Origin of the sequence: Bacteroides sp. AF20-13LB, from assembly GCF_003603065.1 — a bacterium.
In the GTDB taxonomy this organism is placed as follows: Bacteria; Bacteroidota; Bacteroidia; order Bacteroidales; family Bacteroidaceae; genus Bacteroides; species Bacteroides uniformis.
This window is the reverse complement of the sequence record NZ_QTMH01000016.1, coordinates 22,898-46,400: the sequence shown is the minus strand read 5'-3', so window position 1 is coordinate 46,400 and position 23,503 is coordinate 22,898. Positions and strand designations below refer to the sequence as shown.

The following is a 23,503-nucleotide window of genomic DNA, read 5'->3' as shown; positions in this document are numbered from 1 at the left end:
TAAGAGAAAACAATGGAAGAAATTCAATTTAACCACACCCTGCCCATACAACTACGCTTCAATGACGTCGACAAATTCGGCCATGTAAACAACACTGTTTACTTCTCTTTTTATGATTTAGGAAAAACGGAATATTTCGCTTCCGTATGCCCGGATGTAGATTGGGAAAAGGATGGTATCGTTGTCGTCCATATTGAAGCAAACTTCCTCGCACAGATTTACGGCTCAGACCATATCGCCGTGCAAACTGCCGTCACTGAGATAGGAACCAAAAGCTTCCACCTCGCCCAACGGGTCATTGATACGGAAACCCAAGAAGTAAAATGCGTATGTACCTCCGTCATGGTAGCCTTCGACCTCGCCAAACACGAATCCAAACCACTGGAAGAAAAATGGATTGAAGCAATCTGCAAATATGAGGGAAAAGATTTGAAGAAAAAGAAATAAAATCCTATATTTGTCAATTAAGCTAACATTTGTATAAGTAACAATCAGTTACATTTAGTCAACTGCTATGATTCGATTGATATTATTGACCGATTTTACAGAGTCCTTTTCGTACAATCTGCTAAAGGGGGTATTGGCCTATTCCAAAAGCCATGAGCCATGGGTAGTATGCCGTATGCCACCCTCCTACAAAAACAGTCATGGTATAGAAGGAGTCTTGAAATGGGCAAAGACATGGCATGCAGATGCAATCATCGGCAGATTTGACAATGATGACAACGTGGAGCTATTCCGTGAAAACGGAATTATCGCATTGGCCCAGGATTATAAATCAAGGTTCAGCAATATTCCAAACATCACCGGCGATTACCGCAAGACCGGCAGAATGGCAGCAGAGTTTTTTCTGAGTAAAGGCTTTCAGAACTTCGCATTCTATGGTTATCGCGATACGGTATGGTCACAAGAACGTTGCGAGGGTTTCTATGAATGTATAGCAGCCCAAGGGTTTGGAAACAATTTCTATTCTTATCAGGACCAATCCCTTGATGACTTATGGTTTTATGAAGCACCGCCCCTGCTCAACTGGTTAAAGTCATTGCCACAACCTACGGCACTCATGGCTTGCGATGACAATCAAGGTAACCGCATTACGGAAATCTGTAAAGTCAACAACATCAGAGTGCCCGACAAGATAGCAATATTAGGAGTCGACAATGATGAGATTATATGCAATCTTTCAGACCCTCCCCTATCCAGTATCAGCCAAAACATTGTAAGAGGCGGATTTGAGGCAGCTGCCCTCATAGAACATCTATTGAATGATGAGGAGGCCACTTATCAGGACGTAGTGCTCCAACCAGTTAATATAATCAACCGGCTTTCAACCGACTTCTATTCTACCACCGATGCCCATATCCAAACCGCTCTGAAATATATCCATCAGAATATAGCAGCTGATATCACTGTATCGGATATAGTGAAACAAGTACCATTATCACGCCGTTTATTGGAGATTCGCTTCAAGCAAGTCACCCAGCAATCCATCCACAAATACATCTTCAACCTTAGGATGGAACGCTTTGCCCAATTGCTGTTGGCCAGTGATGCTCCGATTGCAGATGTGGCGGAACAAGTCGGAATAAACAATCTGAAGAACTTGTCCCGCCAATTCAAAGCTTTGAAGAAAGTCTCTCCCAATGAATATCGGAAAGAGTACCAGACAAAGAGTTACCAGCGCTGATTTAATCCGGTACAAACAACATGGTATCAGGTAACACGGTTTCCAGAACATTCCGTCCCGAATACCCGACTTCCAATTCCTGGCCCATGTAATCTTCGAAATACAGCAGATGCAACTCGTGGTACCCTGCTTCGAGAGCGACTTTCCCTTCGGCACGGCGTCCGCTGTGTCCACCGTCGTTATCAACAATCAATTTACCGTCTATGTATAGTTTAGAACCATCATCGGAAAAAGTATAGAAACGGTATACTCCCCTTTCTGGAATTTTCACCAACGTACGGAAATCATAAGCAAAATGATCAGGGACGGCTACTTCTTCAATCGAGAAGTTCTTCATCACCCCTTCCTTCACTTTATTGCAGGCGGCAATATCGGCAACACGTTTACATTTGCCTTCATAATAGGTATATGCCACGCCCTGCTTCTTGGGAGAAGTTCCCGTAGCCGGCAAATAAGCCATACTCTGCTCCTCATCCGAATTCAGACCTGAAGGGTAATAGTAGGCAGCCTCCCTTCCCGAAGGAGTGGAAATCCATGTGTCAAATTTGAATTGGTCTTCGTACAGTTCAATGATACGGGCTCCTCTCGTCAACTCTCCATACGCATCCGCACCGGTCACCCGTCCGTATCCCAATGCAATACCTTTATCTATTCCTATAAAATCGTTATCATGGTCATGTCCTACAAATACTCCCATTACATCCCTCATGTCAAGGAAGGAAGCAAACATACCAGAATTGATATTAGCAGAGGCAACTCCACCTTCTTTGTCATTGCCATAAGTTTTCCCGTCACCTCTGATTTCGTTGTATTCAATCAGCGGAATATGGAAAAAGGCCAAAGCAGGAACGGGATTACCACCGTTCTTCTCTGCAAAGTGTTTACTTTGCTTTCTGTACCATTCTATTTGGTCGAAATGAATCCAGTCGTAAGCACCATAGATTTTATTAGGCTGATAGTCGTTGGAATCCATGCAATAGAGCAATGCCTCTACCTGGTCCTTCTTCTCCGGACTATAAATAGAAATCACACAATTACCACATCCCATAATATCTTCAGGGCCTTTTGCCCCCACATAGTAGGGAGACTTCAAGAGGAAATCATAGATTTCATTGCGCGTCAAGTATTCTGCATCATGGTTTCCCATCATCACCACAAAAGGCATCTTGGCTTCATTGAAAATATCCACTACACTTTTCCATCCATCCATAGCAGGGTCATCGGTCACCACATCCCCACTCAGTATAGCAATGTCCGGATGTTCGGCTGCCAGGACAGCACGGATAGTAGCTGCCGTTTCGGCACACTTTGCAGAACCCGGCATCCAGTGCAAATCTGTAAACTGTGCTACTACAAACCTGCCATCCTTAAAAAAGAATTGCTTCTGCGCAAAAGCCGTTACCGGCATACAGCCCAACAGTACAACTAAAAGAACAACTATTTTCTTCATAATTTCTTGAGATTAATATATTTCTATTTCATCTATTGCCAACTCACTCTGCAACCCTTCATGAAAATATCCTTTCGGGCACAAGCCACCACTCAATAATTCCAAGCGGACAAATGTAGCTTCCGTTTCGGCAAATGAAAGAGATGCCGGAAAACGGGTGCCTTCCGTCAAGCTAAAATCATAAGTCAGCCGTTTAGTGCCCACCGGAATAAAAGTCTGACCATCCATTGAAACAGAAACACTCATCGCCCTTGCCGGCCATATCTCATTTACCGGCCGCCATAAAGAAGAAAAGGCCACTTCCTTGACTTTTTGAGGTTTCTTCAGTTCCACTACAATCTGTACAGTATCCTGGTAGAAGCTAATCCAGCGACGCATGTCGCGGGCATAGCCACGTCGTCCATCAGTCAGCCCGAAGCCTTCATTCAGGTGTTCCCATCCTGCTGCAGGATTACAAGTATAGTCACATCCGGTTGCCTTGTTTACAGCAAAGCTCTTGCGGGTCACTTTCCCCAACGGCTTACCGTCTCTGTAAACTGCCGAATAAACAGTTGCATCCTCGTCCAACGGTATCGGAGTCTTATAAAGGGAAGATGAAGTGTTGACCGTTGAATCATTTACCGCATAGTAAATATCGGCATCCGGACAGAAGGTGTTCAAAGTCACCTCATAAGTCTGCTGCGACTTGTTCCACGCACCAGCCTGATTGACTTCATAGAAGTTGCGGCAAGCATTCACTCCGCAATAATCCAATCGTTCAAACTCCTTATCCAGCCTACGGGCAAACGACTCGAAGTCCTTATGTTCCGGCTGTGTCCATTGCACCTCTGACATAGCCAGCAAACGAGGGAAAGCCATATATTCAAAATACTCGGGAGTCTGTATGTACTCTCCCCAGATATTGGCTTGTACACCTATTATATAAGCTTGTTCTTCCGGAGTCAGTTCAGCAGGAAGCGGGTTATAATTGTACACCGTATCCAACGGAAGAAAACCGCCGATAGCCAACGGGGCAAATTCCGGACTTTCCTGGTAGTAATCCAAATAACACTTTTTGCCGGGTGTCATAATGACTTTATGCCGTTGGTGAGCCGCTTCGATACCTCCTTTTTCGCCACGCCATGACATGACGGTAGCATTAGGAGCAAGCCCTCCTTCCAGAATCTCATCCCACCCGATGATGTCACGCCCTTTACTGTTCACAAATTGCTCAATCCGATGGATAAACCAACTTTGCAGAGCTTCTTCGTTGGGCAGACCTTCCCGCTTCATCAAATGCTGGCAATGGACACACTTCTTCCATGCTTTCTTGGGACACTCATCTCCACCAATGTGGATATAATGGCTGGGGAAGAGTTCCATAACTTCGGTCAGCACATTTTGTAAAAATTCAAATGTATGCTCTTTGGGACAATAGACCTCATCAAAAACATCAAAATAATCACGCACCACATAAGTCTTTCCCAATCCGCAAGAAAGTTCCGGATAGGAAGCCAATGCTGCGGATGCATGTCCCGGCATTTCTATTTCGGGAATGACCGTAATGAAACGGTCGGATGCGTACTTCACAATTTCCTTTATTTCTTCCTGCGTATAATAGCCTCTCTTTTCTTTTCCATCGTAACGCCGTGGAAAATAATAATCAGAGTGTCCTATCTGAGTCTGTTTACGATAAGAACCTATTTCAGTCAGTTTCGGGTATTTCTTTATTTCTATTCTCCATCCTTGGTCATCTGTCAGATGAAAATGGAATTTATTCAATTTATAGAATGCCATCAAATCAAGAAACTTCAGCACTTCCTCTTTTGGCAGAAAATTACGCCCTACATCCATCATAGCCCCACGATGAGGGAAACGGGGAGCATCCGTAATGCTGACAGCAGGAATCCTAATCTTTCCTTCGTATTTCCGGTCACCATCATAAATGGCTGCCGGCATGAGCTGCAGCAAAGACTGGACACCATAAAAAAATCCGGCGGCAGTTTCATTGGAAGATATATTTATCCTATCGGAAGAAACCTCCAATGTATAGGCCTCATCGGGCAAGGAATTATCTATAGATAAGCAAATATCAGCCTTTCCCGTTTCCGAAATATCCTTCAGCGTTACAGAAGTGTTTTTCAACGCATCCTCCAAATAATGAAAAACTTTCATCGCGGCTTCCCCGGAAGGGACAGCCACTGTTTTTTTCCCTTGCAAGACATACACTCCCTGCATTGGAGCAAGTTCATTCGGCATGGGTATAATACCATAGTTTGCCGCTACATCATCAGCCACTCTCCCACAAGAGAGAAAAATGAATGACATAGCCAGTAACCAATATCTTATCTTCATAGTATTTGGGATAATAAGTTGGGATATTCCTTGATTGTATTCAGTATCAGTTCACCGAACAAAGTATTTGTCCAGGCAAACCAGGAACGAGTAAAGTCCGCGGCATCCTCCGAATGGAAAGACTCATGCATAAAGCCCGTCCCTCCATCCGTATCACGAAGTTGCTTCAGACAAGCACGTATTTCTTCGGAATCATCCGTTGTAAAAGCCTTCATAATGATGCTCATCGGCCAGATATAATTTAATCCCACATGAGGGCCTCCTACCCCTTCACCGGCTTTTCCTTTAAAGAAATAAGGATTATTGCCGCTCCATATCATTTTACGGGTATTCTGATAAATCGCATCTTTAAAAGAACAATAACCCAGATAAGGCGCAGCCAGCAAACTGGGTACATTGGCATCGTCCATACAAAGCGCGTTACCAAAACCGTCGACCTCAAAGGCATAAATACGTCCACAAACCGGATGATTGAAAGTACCATACCTACGGATAGCTGCATCCACTTCATCTGCCAATGTTATACATTCTCCGGAGAAGTCCTTGTTTCCATAAACTTTATCCTCTATCTCAGCCAATTGGCGCAATGACACAACCGCAAACATATTAGAAGGAATCAGAAAACCGTATTGTGTAGCATCATCTGACGGACGGAAAGAAGAAACGATTAAGCCGACCGGCTTTACCGGTGCTCCCCATCCGTTGTTAATCTGCGAATCTGTAGGGCGGTCGCAATCGCGCGTAAAGCTATAAGGTCCTAAGCCTTGTTTCCTCTGTTGCTCTTTAAAGGTCTTGACCACCAGCAGCATAGCTTTATGCCAATTTTCATCGAACACAGACGTGTCTTCCGTGTATTGCCAATAATGATAAGCCAGACGAATGGGATAGCACAAAGAATCTATCTCCCATTTGCGTTCATGCAGTTCCTTAACCATATGTTGTGTATGGTCGGTTTCCCAATAGCTGCCCAACGGCCCGTCGTTGAAGGCATTGGCATACGGGTCTATCAAGATACATTCAGTCTGTCTGTTGACAAGTCCTGCCACCATCAACTGCAAGTCCTTATCTTTCTTCATCAACGGCAGATAGGGCCATACTTGCGCTGAAGAGTCGCGCAGCCACATGGCATCTATATCACCTGTAATGACGAAAGTATCTGGTCTGCCATTCTTCACTCTATATCTGACAGTAGTGTCAAGCGTATTGGGAAAACAGTTCTCGAACATCCAACGCAACTTCTCGTCCTTTATTTTAGGCTTTGCTTCTTCAATGGCAGCATCTACTGCCTTCGAAATGAAGCTCCTTTTGCTTGCAGAAGGACGCAACGAAACATATCTCTGGCTGAAAGTCCCGGATGAAGATAATACGGAAGCGGGCTGAAAGGTCATTGCAGCCAAGGCAAGCCCGCCAGTCTTCAGAAATTGGCGTCTTGACATATTGTTTTTCATGATTGATTTCTTCTTTAATAGGTATGCTTACCGGATGTCACATTTATCTTTTTCTCTTTTCCACCATAGAGTACACACAGTTCAAAATCAATATTAGAATCTACTGTGATACGGGGTTCATCACTTGCAGAACGGCGTGCTTCAGCTTTTAAGGAGATAAGCCCTTCGGGACCAAAAGGATAGCGTTCTATGCCGTTAATCTCCGTCAAATTCATATCCCAGATAATCTGCTTTTTGGCATAATCTCCCCGAATACCGATAATAAATTCTATCAATTCAGCAATAGGAGGAAGTCCTGCCCAACCCACAAAATTATCCCTTGCCATAAATCCCGGCTCAGCACTTTCCGGAGCATAATATTCCCAAAAAGTTCCAGTCTTCTTATAGACCTCAAACACCTGGGCATAATGATTCAAACAAATCTCCCGTGCCAGTTTACCATAACCTTTCTGCACAAGGCCCTGCATCACCATGTAATTAGTTCCCGGCCATACGCCACCCTGCCAATAACGGCCATTCTCCTTGTACTTGGGATTATCGGCAGACAAAGAAGGAATACGGTGTTTCCGGTTGAATGTGGCAGGATTATCCAATTCCTTCACCATGCGGTCCAACTGTACAGAATCCAATACATCAGTAAACAGAGCCCAATAGGCACCTATTCCCTTGGTTGTACAGAGCGTACCGTCAGCATACTGGTCATAAAGGAAACCGGTCTTTTCATCCCAAAGATTGTCATGGATATATTTTCCCAGCATTTTGGCTTCGTCTTCAAACTCTTCTATCTCTTGCCAACGTTCCAGATAAAAGCCCATCTCAAGTAGTAAATTGGCAGTAAATAATTGCTGTAGGTTTGTATCTAACCAAATCATATGCCCGTGACTGTAGATAGGGCTGTATTCCGACGGAACACGGGGCATATTATCCATGCCGGTCCCCCATCCGCTTGACCAGTAGGTTCCATTTCTCCAAGTATGGTTCAATTTCAACCACTTATAATAAGCACAAAGTACCGGAAATATCTTGTGCAGGCGTTCCGTATCACCAAACTGATGGAAATAGACCATCTCACACCAAGGCATCAAATTCGGTCCGGTACTCACCGGATCATAGCGTTCAAAGCAATCGGCACCATCCGCCTTTATTTCACGGCAAATGAAACCGTCGGGATGCTGCTTGGCGTAAAAGTTGTTCAGCGTATTCTGGAAAGGAAAGAAACGGGTACCATAGCGGGCAAACATCAGAATGAAAGAGGAATCCCACATAAAGATATTACCATTATAAGCTGTATCCAAATAGCTTGAGACAAAACCCGAGCCTGCTTGAGGAGCACGAATATTGCCGATAGCTATTTCCCATGCCTTCCAATACATTTCAAGTTCCTTGTCATGTCCACCCCAAATGGGATTGGGAAGAATCTGCCGAGCTTCTTCGAAGCTTTTCGGCACAATCGTCTCAGGTTTTGCCACACGATACTCATTTTCAGTGACCAGCGGTTCCTTTACATATGTATTTTTATAAGGCAAATGATACTTTTCATCATTGCCACAGCTCTGAGCTTTCAGCAAAGGGAGAGTGGAAAAAGAAAGCAAGCCTACCAATAAAATGTGTTTCAACATAGGAAATAGTTATTTTTTAAATTACAAATTGAGCAGTTTTTTTATCTTGTCAAAGATAGCAGTATTTTCAAAAATCCCTGTAAACTCCTCTGCACCGGGACCAAAAGCATACACTGGTACCATTACACCGCTATGACCACCGGTAGAGAACTTACATACGATTCTGCCTTCTGCCAAATCTCCATCAACCAACGTAAGTCCACCAGTCTCATGGTCTGCAGTAACTACTACCAATGTTTCTCCATCCTTGGCAGCCCATTCATAAATGGCACCGATAGTACGGTCAAAGTCATGTGTTTCCTGCATCAGCAAATCAATGTCATTGAAGTGTCCGTAGTCATCCAGCTGCGAACCTTCTATCATCATAAAGAAACCGTTTTTATTTTGGTCCAGCAATTCGATACCTTTCAATGAAGCACGTGCCAAAAGGTCGCCACGTTCAGCAGGAAGAGGAGTATCGACGGGATAAGGTACGGCAAATACCTTACCACTCTTTATGCCAGCCAATTCATCCCAACTGCGAGGAGTCTGAAATCCTTTATCGCGTAGTTCCTTAAACAAGTCACGTCCATCTTCACGGTTTTCGAAAAGCTTGGCACCTCCACCGAATACATAATCGGCACTGCAATTAACGTAATCTGCTACGATTTCAGCTTCCGCATCCCTATCCTTGTTATGGCAACAAAAATCAGCAGGAGTGGCATCCCACAGACGGCAAGTCACCGCTATACCGGTCGATTTACCTTTAGCAGCAGCCAGGTCTACCAATGATTTCAAAGGACGTCCTTCGGTATCTACACCCACAGAATGATAGTTTGTCTTCTGCCCCGTAGCTATGGCTGTTCCACCCGCTCCCGAGTCTGTAATCAGCTTGTTGGCACAATAGGTTTTAGACAAACCCACTACCTGGCAGTTATCCAAAAACAACTTGCCTCGATTGGCTGTCCAGGCAGAATATACGTGCATAAGACTCATGCCATCACCAATCATCAAGATGACATTCTTTATCTTCTTGCCCTGGGGAGGGGTAATCTTTGTCACCTCATAAGGTTGGTCCAAAACATAGGTCTGTTCTTTATCACGGCGGCTTTGTGCCGATAACTCTACCGGCAGTAGCAAGACTGCCAAGAGCATAACGATACATATTCTTAATATCTTAGTCATAATTATTGTTTTATTATTCAACTGTTACTAAAATAGGGGCATGGTCGGAGAGGAAAGCATTATTCTCTGTTTCAGCCAATACACCATACCTCAAAACTTTCAGTCCATTACGTACAAAAACGTAATCAATCAGCGGACGTTTATCGTAAGGAATCTTTCCGAAATCATGGAAACTCCATGCCGGACCATAAACAATTGCCGATGCCTGGCGTGCATCTGTCAAGTGTTCCGGATTGGAAGGGTCAGTCACGTGTTTGATGACATCCGATTCCGGACTAGCATTAAAGTCGCCCGTTACTACTACGGGTAAGTTACCACTCAACTCATTTACTTTATCCAGCATAAGGCTTATACCTTCACGACGTGCAGCAACACCTACATGATCCAAGTGGGTATTCAATGCGAAGAACTCCTTACCACTTACTTTATCTTGCAGTTTTGCCCATGAAGCAATACGCTCACAAGCTCCATCCCAGCCCTTGGAACCGGCAACTTCAGGAGTCTCGCTCAACCAGAAATAGCCAGAATCCAGCAAGTTGAAACGATCTTTCTTATACCAGAGTGCACTATATTCACCCTTTTCCTTTCCATCTTCACGACCTACACCGATGACTCCGTATTCCGGCAATCGTTGTTTAAGGTCTTCCAACTGATTATGAAGTACTTCTTGCGTACCCAATATATCCACATCATAAAAACGGATGGCATTTGCCGCGCGGTCTTTACGGTATTGCCAGTTGTCCAAGCTATCTTCCGGATTGTCATAGCGAATATTGAAACTCATGACATTAACGGGCTCTGGTGCAGGTACCTGCTGCTTCACCTGTCCGCATGATGCAGCGAACAAAGGTAAAAATAACAAAAATAACTTTCTCATAGCATATATATTAAACTATTATTTCACAAATAAAGCCGATGCAGGGATGGGTGCCAACTTCTCGGCAGAAGGCAGTTTCCAAGCCCAGCTCAAATACTCACCTTCATAATCTTCAAAGTAATAGAGCTTGTAAGGATGAAAACCTTTCTTCAGCGCGACCATTCCGGTAGCAGGAATTGCAGCATGGGAAGCATCATTATTGACTACCTGCTCATCGTGAATGTACAAGACACTGCCATCGTCCGAACGGGTCTGGAAAGTATAGACTCCATCTTCGGGAACATTTATCAATCCAGAAAAGATATAACCGAAATGATCCTCCTGCTTAGCACCCTTAATAGAAGGTTCGGGCATGACACCAGACTCCAGCAACGGTGACTTTTCTACATCAGCCACTTTCTGGTAAGTGCCTTCAAAGTACTTATAAGATGTACCATTCTGAGTAGGATTTACAGAAAGAGCAGCCTTTAATTCAGCTTTCGTTGCCGATATGGATAATGTTCTGCTTGAGCGGAGACCTTCCTTGAATCCTTTGGCTTTTATTAAAGTGGTCTTGTCCAGTTCAAAAGGCTGCTCGTACAATGCCGACTGCTCTGTGGGCTCGCTGCCATCCAATGTATATCTGATTTCGGCATCCTTGGTTGTTGTGGCCAATGCAACCGTTACCTTATCCATAAACAAGTTCAAATCCTTATCCACATAGGGAATGGAAACGACTTCATCTTTAGTATAGGAATAAGGGGATGCTTCAGAGGAAACACCTCTCTCCATATTCGGCTTGTCGGACAAAGTAAAACGAAGTTCTCCACCTTCCATCAACTGTGCATAAGTAATAAAATTTACATCTATCGGTTGTCCGTTCAATTCTACTTTTGTGATATAGACATTCTTCTTCGGATTGTTGGCAAGGATGGTCAAAGTCTTTCTATTTGCCAGGTTGACAACCGCTTTCTCAAATAGAGGAGTAGTCAGTGCAAATTCATTGCTTCCCGGACAAACTGAATAAATACCCAAGCTGGATAATATATACCAACCGGACATCTGTCCACAATCTTCATTACCAATGATTCCTTCAGGCGTAGGAGCGTACATTTCATGGAGCAGACGGCGTGTCATTTCCTGCGTCTTCCAAGGCTGTCCGACGTAATCGTACAGATAGGCGATATGATGGCTCGGCTCATTGCCATGAACATATTGACCTATCAGTCCGGTAATATCCACTAAATCGCCATGTACATCCGACTCTACTGTAAAGATAGAATCGAGTGCGGTAATAAACTCTTTCTTACCACCAAACAGTTGTGCCATACCGCTTACATCGTGAGGTACAAAGAAGCGATACTGCCAGGCTGTGGCTTCCGTATAGGCACGACCTACCTCAATAGGATTGAAGGGAGTTTCCCAGTTCCCATCCATCCGCTTGGGGCGGAAGAATTTTGTATTACCATCAAAAACATTGATATAGTTCTGGGAACGTTGAATATACTTTTGATAAATATCATCCTTACTCATTTCCTGAGCCATACGTGCAATACACCAGTCATCATAGGCAAACTCCAGCAAACAAGAGATGGACTCTTTCTTTATATTAGAAGGAATAAAGCCATTCTGAATATAGTAATCAGCTCCCTTTTTGTTCTTTTCAGAAGAAACTACCATAGCTTCCAACGCCTTTTCCGCGTCAAATCCTCTAATACCCTTCATATAAACATCTGCTATAACGGACACTGCATGATAACCAATCATAGTTCCCGTCTCTCCGGCAGAAAGCGGCCAGATAGGAAGTTCACCCGAAGATTCGTAAATGTCCAGAAAGGAATTTATCATATTATTGACCAAAGTTGTATCAATCAAAGTCATCAACGGATTCCATGCACGGAAAGTATCCCAAAGCGAAAATGTAGAATATTGCACTTTGCCTTTTGGCAATTGCCCAATTTCCATATTATGACGGCGGTACTCACCATTGACATCACTCACGACATTGGGTACAACCATAGAATGATACATGGCTGTATAGAAATTCTTCAAGTCGTCCGTATTGCCGCCTTTTACCGTAATAGCAGAGAGAGCTTGTTCCCAAGCGGAACGGGCAGCACTACGCACGGCATCAAAATCGAAACCTATCACCTCGGTTTCCAAATTCTCACGTGCATTCTTTTCACTGACAATGGATAATCCAACTTTGGCTATAACCGGCTCTCCATTACTATTATCGAAGGACAAGCAAGCCTGCAAATCGGTACCGTTCAACTTAACTCCTGCAGAAACCATCTTTTTATTCTGTATAAAGTCTATGGCCTGAAAAGGTTTCGAGAACTGGGCTACAAAATAAACGTACTGATTGTCCGTCCATCCCCTGGTTCTGCGCATACCTGTTATTTCGTTGGCGGCAGTCTGTTCAAGTTCAGCCTCATAAATATATTCGTTATCAAGCAAATGAGTCAAATCTATAATAATAGATGCTTCTTTGCCGGAAGAAAACGTATAGCGGTGCATACCGGCGTGTGCCGTTACCGTCAATTCAGCTTTTATTCCTTCTTCTTTCAGAACAACCGAATAATATCCGGCAGAAGCATCTTCGTCTTTATGGGAAAAAGCCGCTGGCTGGTAAATGCTTTCCGTAGTCAAATCCGGTTTCAGCGTAGTAGGACGAAACAGTATATCCCCAAGATCAATGCATCCGGTCCCACTTAAATGTGTGTGTGAAAAACCTTTTAGAGTCGTATCATTATAATGATACCCCGAACAAGCATCCCAGTTTCCGGCACGCGTGTCAGGACTTAACTGTACCGCCCCGAACGGAACGGTTGCCCCCGGATAAGTATGCCCATGAAAGCCGGTACCTATAAAAGGGTCTACATAGTCTACGGGAGATAGTTCACCGGATGTACAAGAGCAGCAAGCCCAAAAGGCAGTAGTTGCACATATAAGAGTTTTTAATTTCATCAGACTGTATATTTGAAGAGCGCTGCAGACTGTCGGGAATGCCGTCTCTCCGTATATTAAAATGATTTTATGAATAGCCTTTGCAAATGAAAGAAAAAGAAGAAATATCTGCAAGGATCAATACCCGAAAATACCAACCCCTGCAGATTAGACCAATGGCAATGAGGTCTTTTTTTATATTTTATCTCTTTCAGAGAAAATATCAATCATAATGAGGATTCTGTTTTAACTTACCATCAGATTTGGTAATCTGAACCGAAGGATAAGGGAATACGATCATGTAATCCTGATAAGCAATCTTATCCGTATAATCCTCATACTCACCTACAACGAATGTGGAAGCAGGGTCCTGGCGGTTGGCATAATGACGTACGCGCGGACGGGCATTCAATTCGGCAGCAGCCAAAGCCTTTATTTCAGTATTGCCTGAGCGATACCAGCGTTTCAAATCATATAAATGGTCTGTAAACTCAAATGCCAATTCACAACGGCGTTCATGATATAGGTCAGCCATAGTAGCAGTGCCCGTCAATAATGCAACATTGGCACGTTTACGAATGCGATTCAAATCAGCCGTAGCCAAGTCCGCTTTATTAGTCATCAAATAAGCTTCCGCACGGAAAAGTAACATTTCTGCAAAACGGATAACCGGGAAATTAATACGTACCGTCGGCCAGTCTCCGTTTGTATTGATATACCCCTTATTGGCTGCATCTTCATACTTAAAGGGATCCATGTATTTATTAATCATAAAACCGGATTCAATATCCGAGCTTGAATAAAAAGCACGGGATTCACCCAAGAATTGAAATTCCTGACCATACTCTAAAACCGTACGAACCAAACGGTCATTACCAGCTCCGTCTTTCAACATCTCTTCGTAAATATCATAAGACGGCTTGTTCTGTCCCCAGCCATTATATTGTCCCCAGCCTTTGTTCTCAAGGACAACTCCCGGAAACTCCGAACCGCCACCTTGAGAGCCACCATTTCCAGGAATAGTCCAAATATACTCTTTATTCCACCATTTAGAGAAATCAGAAGAGAACAACTCTTCATAAGTACCGGCTAAATCACGTCCGTAAGCAGTTTCCAGTTCATTGACCATACTGATTACATTTCCCCATTGTGTAGCATCCCAAGTTGCCCAATAAGCATAAACTTTAGCTTTAAAAGCTACTGCAGCCGCATCGTGCGCGCGTCCTCTATCATTATCTCCATACTCTTCAAAACGGGGCAAATACTCTATTGCCTTGTCCATATCCGAGATAATCAATTTATAATTATCGATGACCGAAGCTTGCTGAGGAGGAATAGAATTGTCATAGCCACCTTCAAAATCTTCATAACGGACAAAAGGTACCCCTTGTGTATCAAGACCGTAACGATAAGCGATCAAGAAATGAGCCCATCCACGAGTGAAGTAAGCTTCACCGAGACTTCTCTTTTCAATATCACTCAAAGTGGTGCTTTTCCCTTTCTTAAGCAACTCTTGTATTACCCAGTTGGAACGTGCCATCACTTTGTACATAGTATCAAAAATAGTACGCAAAGGGGATTCGTCTCCTGTATATTTCAATGTAGCAAGTGTTGGAAAATCACGGGTCTTTCCCCACACAACGTCGCACGCGGCACCTTGTTCCCAAAACAGTTCGCGTCCATATACAGCTTCCTGATGAAATCTTTCATACAATGCATCTACAGCATCAATAGCCTGCAGGTCATTGGTAAAATAAGTCGTTGTAGTAGCATCTCCCTCTGGTTGCACATCAAGGAAGTCACTGCAAGAACTCATAAGCAATGTGGCAGACATCGCAAAAAATAATATATTTTTTTTCATAATCATTCTTCTCTATTAATTATTAGTAAGTCAATTTTACACCAACAGATAATACGCGAGATACCGGATATTTCAAAGCATCCCAGCCACCACATTCAGGATCCATACCAGAATATCCAGTGATAGTAGCAAGATTTTCACCACTGAAGTACACAGACAAACGGCTGTTACGGTCATTCAAATGAGACCACTTGCGGAATACATCGCTTAAATCATAAGAAAGGGTTACATTCTTCAAACGCAGATAAGAAGCATTCTCCAAATACCAATCAGATGCAGTCGTAAAGTTTCCATTCGGGTCATTCTTTGACAAACGAGGAATATCAGAACCGGTATTTGTAGGACTCCAAGCATTCAATATCCCGCTGGAACGGTTAAAGTTTCCTTCTACATCACTCAACAGCATGTACTTTCCTACATATAAAGCTTTTGCTCCACCTACTCCCTGGAACATGGCACTGAAAGAAAGTTTTTTCCACGTCATTCCCAATGTAAAGGCAAAAGTCGTCTTCGGAGTCGCACTACCCATATACTGACGGTCTGCATCCGTAATTTTACCATCGCCATTATGATCCACAAACTTCAAGTCACCAGCCTTGGCATTCGGCTGAATACCTACCCACTCTTTTTCACCATTATCATTGGTCACATATGTTCCATGTTTAGCATTCCACTCGGCAACTTCTGCATCACTTTGGAACAAACCATCTGTCTTAATCAAGTAGAAGGAATTCAGAGGTTCCCCTTCCGTACTCTGCATCATATAAGGGATGCTACGGAACCTTTTATCATTAGGCCACAAACCCGGATTGCCATCCGCATCCTTCACACCTATATCTGATACCCAGTTCTTTAAATACGAGAAGTTACCCGATACGAAATAAGAAAGGTTTTTGTTAATCTTATCGCTCCAATTAGCTTGAATCTCAAAGCCACGGTTACGCACTTCACCTTGATTGATTAACATGGCATCGAGTCCCATAGTAGAAGGCCACCCCATTGATTGTGTCTGAATCAAATTGAAAGTACGTTTATCAAAATAGTCTAATGATACCGACAAACGGTTTTTAAACATCTCAACATCCAAGCCCAAGTCAGTCTGTTCTGAAGTTTCCCAGGTCAAATCAGGATTTAACGCAGAGCCGTTGTAAATCAAAGTATTCCAGATATTATTTGCCTCAGGACCATATTGTGCTTGTTCTGTCCACGAGCTTTTCTTCAACAAAGCAGACTTATAATTAAGCCCTATAGAGCTCAAATTACCTACACGCCCCCAAGAAGCACGCAATTTCAGCAAACTGATAAAATCACTCTTCTTAAAGAATTTTTCATTAGATATTTTCCATCCAAGGGTCACTGCAGGGAAATCACCATAGTTATTTTCCTTAGGCAAACGTCCAGCATAATCACGACGCCAAGATGCAGTAGCAAAATAACGGTCATTATAAGAATAAGCCAAACGGGCAATCAACGACACATTGGCATCAGGTCCAGTCAAATAGTCAGATGCTGTCACTGATCCTGCATACGCCATGTATTGTAAAAATTCCGATTCATCCGCAAAATCCTTACCCGTCACTTCCAGTCCACGCGTTTCAGAATGATCTGCCGTAGTCGAGAACAAGGCACCAACCGTATGTTCACCGAATGTCTTATCATAAGTCAGGGTATTTTCCGTCTTCCAAGCATCTCTACGGTAAGTAGTTTCTTGAAGATTATTCGACAAAGCCGGTTTACCTACTTCATCACGAATAGGATTGAACTTCTTGTAATGATTAGTCTTCATATTATAAGTAAAACGACTCGTAAACTTCAATCCAGGAAGTACATTAGCTATCTCCAAGCTGGTAGTGCTCCATATGTCACTTATCTTGTCATACAAATTCTCTGCTTCCAATAGACGTACCGGATTTACAGCATCCCCGTGGATATCAGAGAAATTCGAACCATATTTTTCAATATAGGCAGGATCTTCCGTAGTCACACCACCATAACTTCCGTCCAACGGATTATAGACAGTGGCACTTGCCGGCATGTAGATAGCCGAAAGGATAGGTCCTGTATAAGCATCGTTATCCGTAGCTTTGGAACGTTGGGTAGTGTTCTGCCATACAAAATCCTCACTGACGCTCACCCACTTGTTCAGCTGCATTTTACCATTATAACGTAATGTAAGATTCTTCTTGAAAGTATTAATCAAAACACCTTCATCATTATCGTAAGCAAAAGATATACGATTTGAAAAATTATCAGAACCTACATTCAACGCTACGTTATGACGTTGGTAGAAGGCAGTGCGGAAAATCTCATCCATCCAATCAGTACGAGTCGTACCTATCCATGGATTTTTGGTAACATCCCAACCGACTGGAAGCGAAAGTCCTGCATTTTGATGAGATATCTTACGCATCTCAATCTGCTGCTCCGCATTCAGTGGTTCTATCAAATTGGTAGCCTGACGAATACCAAAAGTGCCGTCATAAGTCAACGAAGGAGCACCTTGTTTCGCTTTTTTGGTAGTTACCAACACAACACCACCTGCACCAGACTGTGCGCCATAGATAGCAGCAGAAGCAGCATCCTTCAAAACAACGATACTTTCAATATCATTCATGGATGAGATAGGTGCACCGGGAACACCGTCCACAACCCAAAGTACATTGTCTCCATCTTGTGAGCCTTGACCACGAATCACAATGTTAGGAGAAGAAGTTGGGTCGCCACCATCGGCCGTAATGGTAACACCTGCCAGCTGTCCCTGCAGCATGCCTTCGGTAGAAGTTACCGGGCGAGCAGCCAATTCTTCAGTATTACTTACTACACCCACTGAAGCAGACAAGTCCTGCTTACGTGTATTCGCACCATACCCTAATACAACAACCTCATCCAGAAGTTCTGTATCCTCTTTAAGCACAATTACCATTTGTTTTTCTGCCACTGGTACTTCCTGAGTCACATAGCCGACAAAACTGATTACCAATACGCCGTTTTTATCGGCCGAAACATTAAAGTTTCCGTCAACGTCCGTAATCACTCCATTAGTCGTCCCCTTTACTAACACATTGGCACCAATCACAGGTTCGCCAGTCTGATCCTTTACTGTTCCTTTCACAGAAATCTGCTGTGCATAAGCACCTGCCGACAAGAACAGTCCCAACAATAGGGTCAGAATCGTTCGATAGATTCTAAGATTTACTTGTTTCATGCATTCAAAATTTAAAGTTTATAATATAGAAAATTATAATTCCGCCACAAAGGTCAGAAAGCAGAATTACATAGTTATTACAAAAGGAACAATTCTCTAACAGTCCTTATTTATGCGTAAAATAATATAACTGCAAAATATTTATTATTTTCAATCAAACCGTATAGGGATTATTACTCAAGAAGAGCGGCAGCACCCAATAAACTGGAATCCTTTTGATGCGAAGCCACCACACTCACATTATCCGATATAATCTTGTAGGGAAAACTTTGCATTGTTTGTTCCATAGCATTTTTAAAGAAAGGAAAAGCCGATACAATACCGCCTCCTAAAACAATAGCCTGGGGAGCATAGGCAAAAAGAATTGCCTTTATAAGATTACCCAAATGCCTCCCAAACTCTTTCCAAATCTCCAATGCAGCTTGTTCTCCTTGCTGGGCTTTTTCAGCTACTACCGCACCGGTAGTGCCATAACGTTTAAACAAGAAACTACTGCAATAGTGTTCAAAATCAGAGTCCAAATAAGGAAATGAGCCTATCTCACCGGCTCCCATATATTGCCCACCATACAAACGACGGCCAATGACAACGCCAGCTCCAATTCCGGTCCCAATAGTAACGCCTACCATGTTGGTATAAGATTTTCCTTCGCCGTATAGGCTCTCCCCCAAAGTGAAACAGTTGGAATCATTATTAATGGCAACTGCCACCTTGAATTCGTTCTCCAAAATCTCCTTCAAGTGTATTTCTTTCCAAGAAGATATATTTGCTACATTATATACAATTCCTTTCTCCGGATCAACAATTGAAGGGACACCGATACCGATACCATCTACCTGCTCATTCATCATATTCCGAATAAGCTGGGAAAGCTGGTTTAGCACAGTAGAAGCATCTTGCTGAGCTAAACATGGAACCGACACTTTATTCAAGCAGTTCCCTTTTTCCACTTGGGCTATTCGAATATTGGTTCCTCCTAAATCTATTGACAGTTTCATAGTATATAACATTAAGGTGTTCAACATGTGCAAAATTAAGAAAATGCTTTTTTTTCAGTATTCCCAATTGCGCATATAAATCTTCATTTTGCGCAAACATTACTGTCAATCAAATATTCCACCAAATCTTTTCCTCCAGGTTCACTGACAAAATCGATAAAAACAATACCGCAATTCCGGCTATTCTTTTGTTTTAAATAGTCAGCAATAGGCTTGTTCACCTTATCAGCAAAGACTTTAGGGGTTCCCAAGGGCAGCCCCGTCGCACTTACAAAAGTAATTCCCCACCGACGTGAGGAAACCGGCTCAGCAGACATCCCTTCAATATTACGGACACAAACCCCTACCTTCTTCCCGGCCTCCTCACCCGATTCATATTGATATTCATCTTCGAGCAAAGCCACTCCTTCCTTACCATCTTTATTGCGAAGAGTGAGCAGGCAAGTACTGTCATCCTCCCAACCTACACATGCTGCTCCAGGATAATTATCCATAGCATGATCCCTATGCAGGAAAAGAATCTTTCCACGGCAATCTTTCAGCGTCAGTTCAGGGCGAAAGTCCATCACGAAATAACTTTGATACTCAGGGCTGCTTAAAGAAACGGACAGCAGAGAAGCATAATCCCGCAATTCTCCCCCTTCCTTTTTCAAGGAAACAATCAAAGTCTCAGAAGGATATGTTTGCAGAAAGTGTATAAAAGCAGGTAAAACATCATCTTCCCAATATATATCCTGAAAGGCATGACTGTGAAACACCCCCAGTTTATTACCCTTCTTTTCCAAACGGATATCGAAAGCACGGATGCCTTGCCGTAATTGAGCGGGAATATCTGTTGCTTGTGTTTTCAACATATGCCCTCCTTTGATACTACCGCTATCGTGTGAACCAGGAATAGAAATCTTACATATAGGAAGCGTATCATGGAGAATCCTCATCCACTCAGGCCGCAGTGCAACCTCATCCCGCGCCTCCGCACAAGTATCCTGCAATCTGGAAGCTGTAGCACAAACCGGAGCATTCAATAGAAATATGGTCAAAGCTAATACAACAACTGTTCTTAATCTGTTTCTCTTCATAGTATATTGCTTTTAAGTTTACTGCATGCAAATGTAGAGGGTTCATTCTTTTCCCTCATCCTAAATTGCGTATTTAGTTCTTCATTTTGCGCAAACATCGAAAGCAACATATAGTAACATCTGAGCCAAACGTAATGTACCTTTTCATTACATAAATGTACCTAACGAAAAATGCCATACATTCTCCGTACTGCGTATCTCATCCCAGACGAAGCCCTCCCAAGAAAAGGATTTCAACTCCTCAGGACACTCCAGACGGTTCTTGACAATAAAACGCGTCATCTCTCCGCGACACATCTTGGCATAGATAACGACAGTCTTCGGCTGTCCGGCCTTCCAAACTTGAAACTCGGGCGTAATAACACGCACCTCTTGCTCCACCCGCTTCCAGTCGAACAAATCTTTCATTTCAGCACTTGCCAAATTAATGAGAACACCGCCACAGTTTTTAATTTCCTCTATGAAGTAATCCGTCAACAAAGGCTTCCAATAATCAAACATGGATATTCCACCTTTTTCGGGCAAACGGACATCTCCTTCCAAACGATAGGGTTTGATACCGTCCAGCGGGCGAAGCAACCCATAAAGAAAAGAAGTGATACGCAGATGTTCTTGCGCATAACGAAAATCCTCCGCTGAAAAATCTTTCGGAAGAATGCGTTTAAAAACAGCTCCCGTGTAGGCGCAAACGGCTGGCATCGAACGATTCTCCTCCGAACAGAAATCATGAAAACGCAAACGGTTCTCGGCAGCAATTTTGGTATTCACCCGAAGAAGCCTTTCCAATTCGGATACTGAATACTGCGACATTTCCAACGCATTCCGCACAGCCTCCGTTTCGAATTTCGGGACTGTGACTTCGGGCACGACAACAGAGCAGCGCGCTGCCATGGTCTTTGCACAAGAGATAAAAACAAGCATAGCGATATTTTTTAATGGATACAAAAATAAAGTTTTTTAGTGGAGAATACATATACTTATAAAGTTTTTCCGCAGAATTCACCTCCGTTTCAAGAGTTTTTCATACCTTTACACCTTGTTGGAGAAAAGTGCACGTATTGCCCCCCTCTACTCCCCCAACATCTTGAGATAGAAAAAGAAAAAATAATATATAAAATGACTCACAAATGGAATTATCAACCCATTACACCCGAACAGGCAGAAGCAAGCCAACAACTGGCCCAAGAATTGGGAATTAGCCCAATATTGGGAAAATTGCTGGTGGAGCGGGGAATAACAACGGCAGCGGATGCCCGGAAGTTTTTCCGCCCCCAACTACCGGACTTATACGACCCATTCCTGATGAAGGATATGGATATAGCCGTAGAGCGCCTGAACAAGGCAATGGGAAAGAAAGAGCGCATTCTTGTTTATGGAGATTATGACGTAGACGGTACCACGGCTGTGGCATTGGTCTACAAGTTTATTCAACAGTTCTATTCGAACATCGACTACTATATCCCCGACCGTTACAATGAGGGGTATGGAGTTTCAATCCAAGGAGTAGACTATGCCGCAGAGAGTGGTGTAGGTTTGATTATTGTATTGGACTGCGGTATCAAAGCCGTCGAAGAAATCACATACGCCAAGGAGAAAGGCATTGATTTCATCATCTGCGACCATCATGTCCCCGATGATGTACTGCCCCCTGCTGTAGCCATTCTGAATGCCAAACGGGAAGACAACACCTATCCTTATGAACATCTGTCCGGATGCGGTGTAGGCTTTAAGTTCATGCAGGCATTTGCCCTCAACAACGGTATCGAGTTCCATCACCTTATCCCTTTACTGGACCTTTGCGCCGTCAGTATCGCATCGGATATTGTCCCCATTATGGGTGAAAACCGCATTCTCGCCTACCACGGTTTGAAGCAGTTGAACAGTAATCCCAGCGTAGGCCTGAAAGCAATCATTGATGTCTGCGGACTGACGGACAAGGACATCACCGTCAGTGACATTGTATTCAAAATAGGTCCCCGCATCAACGCCTCCGGACGTATCCAGAACGGGAAAGAAGCTGTTGACTTGCTTACTGAAAAAGATTTCTCTCTTGCCCTGGAGAAAGCCGGACAAATCAACCAATACAACGAGACACGCAAGGACCTGGACAAGACCATGACCGAGGAGGCCAACAAGATTGTAGCTGACCTGGACGGACTTGCCGACCGACGTTCCATCGTATTGTACAATGAAGACTGGCATAAAGGCGTCATCGGCATCGTAGCCTCCCGGCTGACGGAAATCTATTACCGGCCGGCAGTAGTACTGACACGTACGGATGACATGGCAACCGGATCTGCCCGTTCCGTCTCCGGATTCGATGTCTACAAAGCCATTGAATACTGCCGCGACCTTCTGGAAAACTTCGGAGGTCATACCTACGCCGCCGGTCTTTCCATGAAGGTGGAAAATGTACCGGCCTTTATCGAACGCTTCGAAGAGTTCGTATCACAAAATATCCTGCCGGAACAGACATGCGCCGTCATCGACATCAATGCCGAGATTGATTTCAGAGACATCACTCCGAAATTCTTCAGCGACCTGAAGAAATTCAATCCATTCGGACCGGACAATGCCAAACCCATTTTCTGTACGCACAATGTCTATGATTATGGTACCAGCAAAGTCGTAGGCCGTGACCAGGAACATATCAAGCTGGAACTGGTGGATAATAAATCGAACAATGTGATGAACGGCATCGCTTTCGGGCAAAGTTCCCACGTACGCTTCATCAAGACCAAACGTTCCTTCGACATCTGCTATTCCATTGAAGAGAATACCCATAAGAGGGGTGAGGTACAGTTGCAGATTGAAGACATAAAGCCGAATTAAGGCCTCTCCCCTAACCCCACC

Annotated in this window: 15 protein-coding genes; 3 read left to right on the top strand and 12 right to left on the bottom strand. The window is 43.5% G+C overall.

Annotation, left to right across the window (positions count from 1 at the left end; translation table 11 throughout):
• The first annotated feature begins 12 nt into the window (after positions 1-12).
• Both DWX62_RS17985 and DWX62_RS17980 read left to right on the top strand, forming a co-directional pair.
• Entirely contained in the window at positions 13-447 is a 435-nt protein-coding gene (locus DWX62_RS17985; protein ID WP_005830048.1) for an acyl-CoA thioesterase, read from the top strand.
• Between the two features lie 67 nt (positions 448-514).
• On the top strand, positions 515-1,687 hold the full coding sequence (locus DWX62_RS17980; RefSeq protein WP_005830046.1) for a DNA-binding transcriptional regulator: 1,173 nt from the start codon (positions 515-517) through the stop codon (positions 1,685-1,687).
• Position 1,688: 1 nt separating this feature from the next.
• Here the strand turns inward: DWX62_RS17980 and DWX62_RS17975 are convergent, their stop codons facing one another.
• The 12 genes from DWX62_RS17975 to yaaA all read right to left on the bottom strand — a co-directional run bounded on the left by DWX62_RS17975 (position 1,689) and on the right by yaaA (position 21,571).
• Positions 1,689-3,137, bottom strand: a complete 1,449-nt coding sequence (locus DWX62_RS17975) for a PA14 domain-containing protein (protein ID WP_005830044.1) — start codon at positions 3,135-3,137, stop codon at positions 1,689-1,691.
• 12 nt (positions 3,138-3,149) lie between these two features.
• On the bottom strand, positions 3,150-5,471 hold the full coding sequence (locus DWX62_RS17970; protein ID WP_120173052.1) for a glycoside hydrolase family 20 protein: 2,322 nt from the start codon (positions 5,469-5,471) through the stop codon (positions 3,150-3,152).
• The gene (locus DWX62_RS17965; RefSeq protein WP_119993509.1) at positions 5,468-6,919 is read right to left on the bottom strand and encodes a glycoside hydrolase family 125 protein; all 1,452 of its coding nucleotides are present in this window, start codon (positions 6,917-6,919) and stop codon (positions 5,468-5,470) included. The genes DWX62_RS17970 and DWX62_RS17965 overlap by 4 nt, the downstream gene beginning before the upstream one ends.
• Positions 6,920-6,933: 14 nt before the next feature.
• Entirely contained in the window at positions 6,934-8,538 is a 1,605-nt protein-coding gene (locus DWX62_RS17960; RefSeq protein WP_044468242.1) for a trehalase family glycosidase, read from the bottom strand.
• 21 nt (positions 8,539-8,559) lie between these two features.
• The gene (locus tag DWX62_RS17955) at positions 8,560-9,702 is read right to left on the bottom strand and encodes an alkaline phosphatase (protein ID WP_008664179.1); all 1,143 of its coding nucleotides are present in this window, start codon (positions 9,700-9,702) and stop codon (positions 8,560-8,562) included.
• Between the two features lie 13 nt (positions 9,703-9,715).
• Positions 9,716-10,579 (bottom strand): endonuclease/exonuclease/phosphatase family protein, encoded by an 864-nt coding sequence (locus DWX62_RS17950; protein ID WP_120173051.1) that lies wholly within the window; start codon positions 10,577-10,579, stop codon positions 9,716-9,718.
• Positions 10,580-10,597: 18 nt separating this feature from the next.
• The gene (locus tag DWX62_RS17945; protein ID WP_120173050.1) at positions 10,598-13,528 is read right to left on the bottom strand and encodes a GH92 family glycosyl hydrolase; all 2,931 of its coding nucleotides are present in this window, start codon (positions 13,526-13,528) and stop codon (positions 10,598-10,600) included.
• Between the two features lie 202 nt (positions 13,529-13,730).
• Positions 13,731-15,368: a RagB/SusD family nutrient uptake outer membrane protein gene (locus tag DWX62_RS17940; RefSeq protein WP_005833325.1), complete on the bottom strand. Its 1,638-nt coding sequence runs from the start codon at positions 15,366-15,368 to the stop codon at positions 13,731-13,733.
• Between the two features lie 22 nt (positions 15,369-15,390).
• Positions 15,391-18,573, bottom strand: a complete 3,183-nt coding sequence (locus DWX62_RS17935) for a TonB-dependent receptor (RefSeq protein WP_005830023.1) — start codon at positions 18,571-18,573, stop codon at positions 15,391-15,393.
• A gap of 173 nt (positions 18,574-18,746) precedes the next feature.
• Complete coding sequence (locus tag DWX62_RS17930) at positions 18,747-19,571, bottom strand: ROK family protein (protein WP_005833328.1); 825 nt, start codon at positions 19,569-19,571, stop codon at positions 18,747-18,749.
• An 83-nt stretch (positions 19,572-19,654) separates the two neighbouring features.
• On the bottom strand, positions 19,655-20,650 hold the full coding sequence (locus DWX62_RS17925) for a phosphatidylinositol-specific phospholipase C (protein WP_005830019.1): 996 nt from the start codon (positions 20,648-20,650) through the stop codon (positions 19,655-19,657).
• Positions 20,651-20,797: 147 nt separating this feature from the next.
• Complete coding sequence (yaaA, locus tag DWX62_RS17920) at positions 20,798-21,571, bottom strand: peroxide stress protein YaaA (RefSeq protein WP_005830017.1); 774 nt, start codon at positions 21,569-21,571, stop codon at positions 20,798-20,800.
• 195 nt (positions 21,572-21,766) lie between these two features.
• Here yaaA and recJ point away from each other — a divergent pair, with 195 nt between their 5' ends.
• Positions 21,767-23,482: a single-stranded-DNA-specific exonuclease RecJ gene (gene recJ, locus DWX62_RS17915; RefSeq protein ID WP_005833333.1), complete on the top strand. Its 1,716-nt coding sequence runs from the start codon at positions 21,767-21,769 to the stop codon at positions 23,480-23,482.
• Positions 23,483-23,503: the final 21 nt, after the last annotated feature.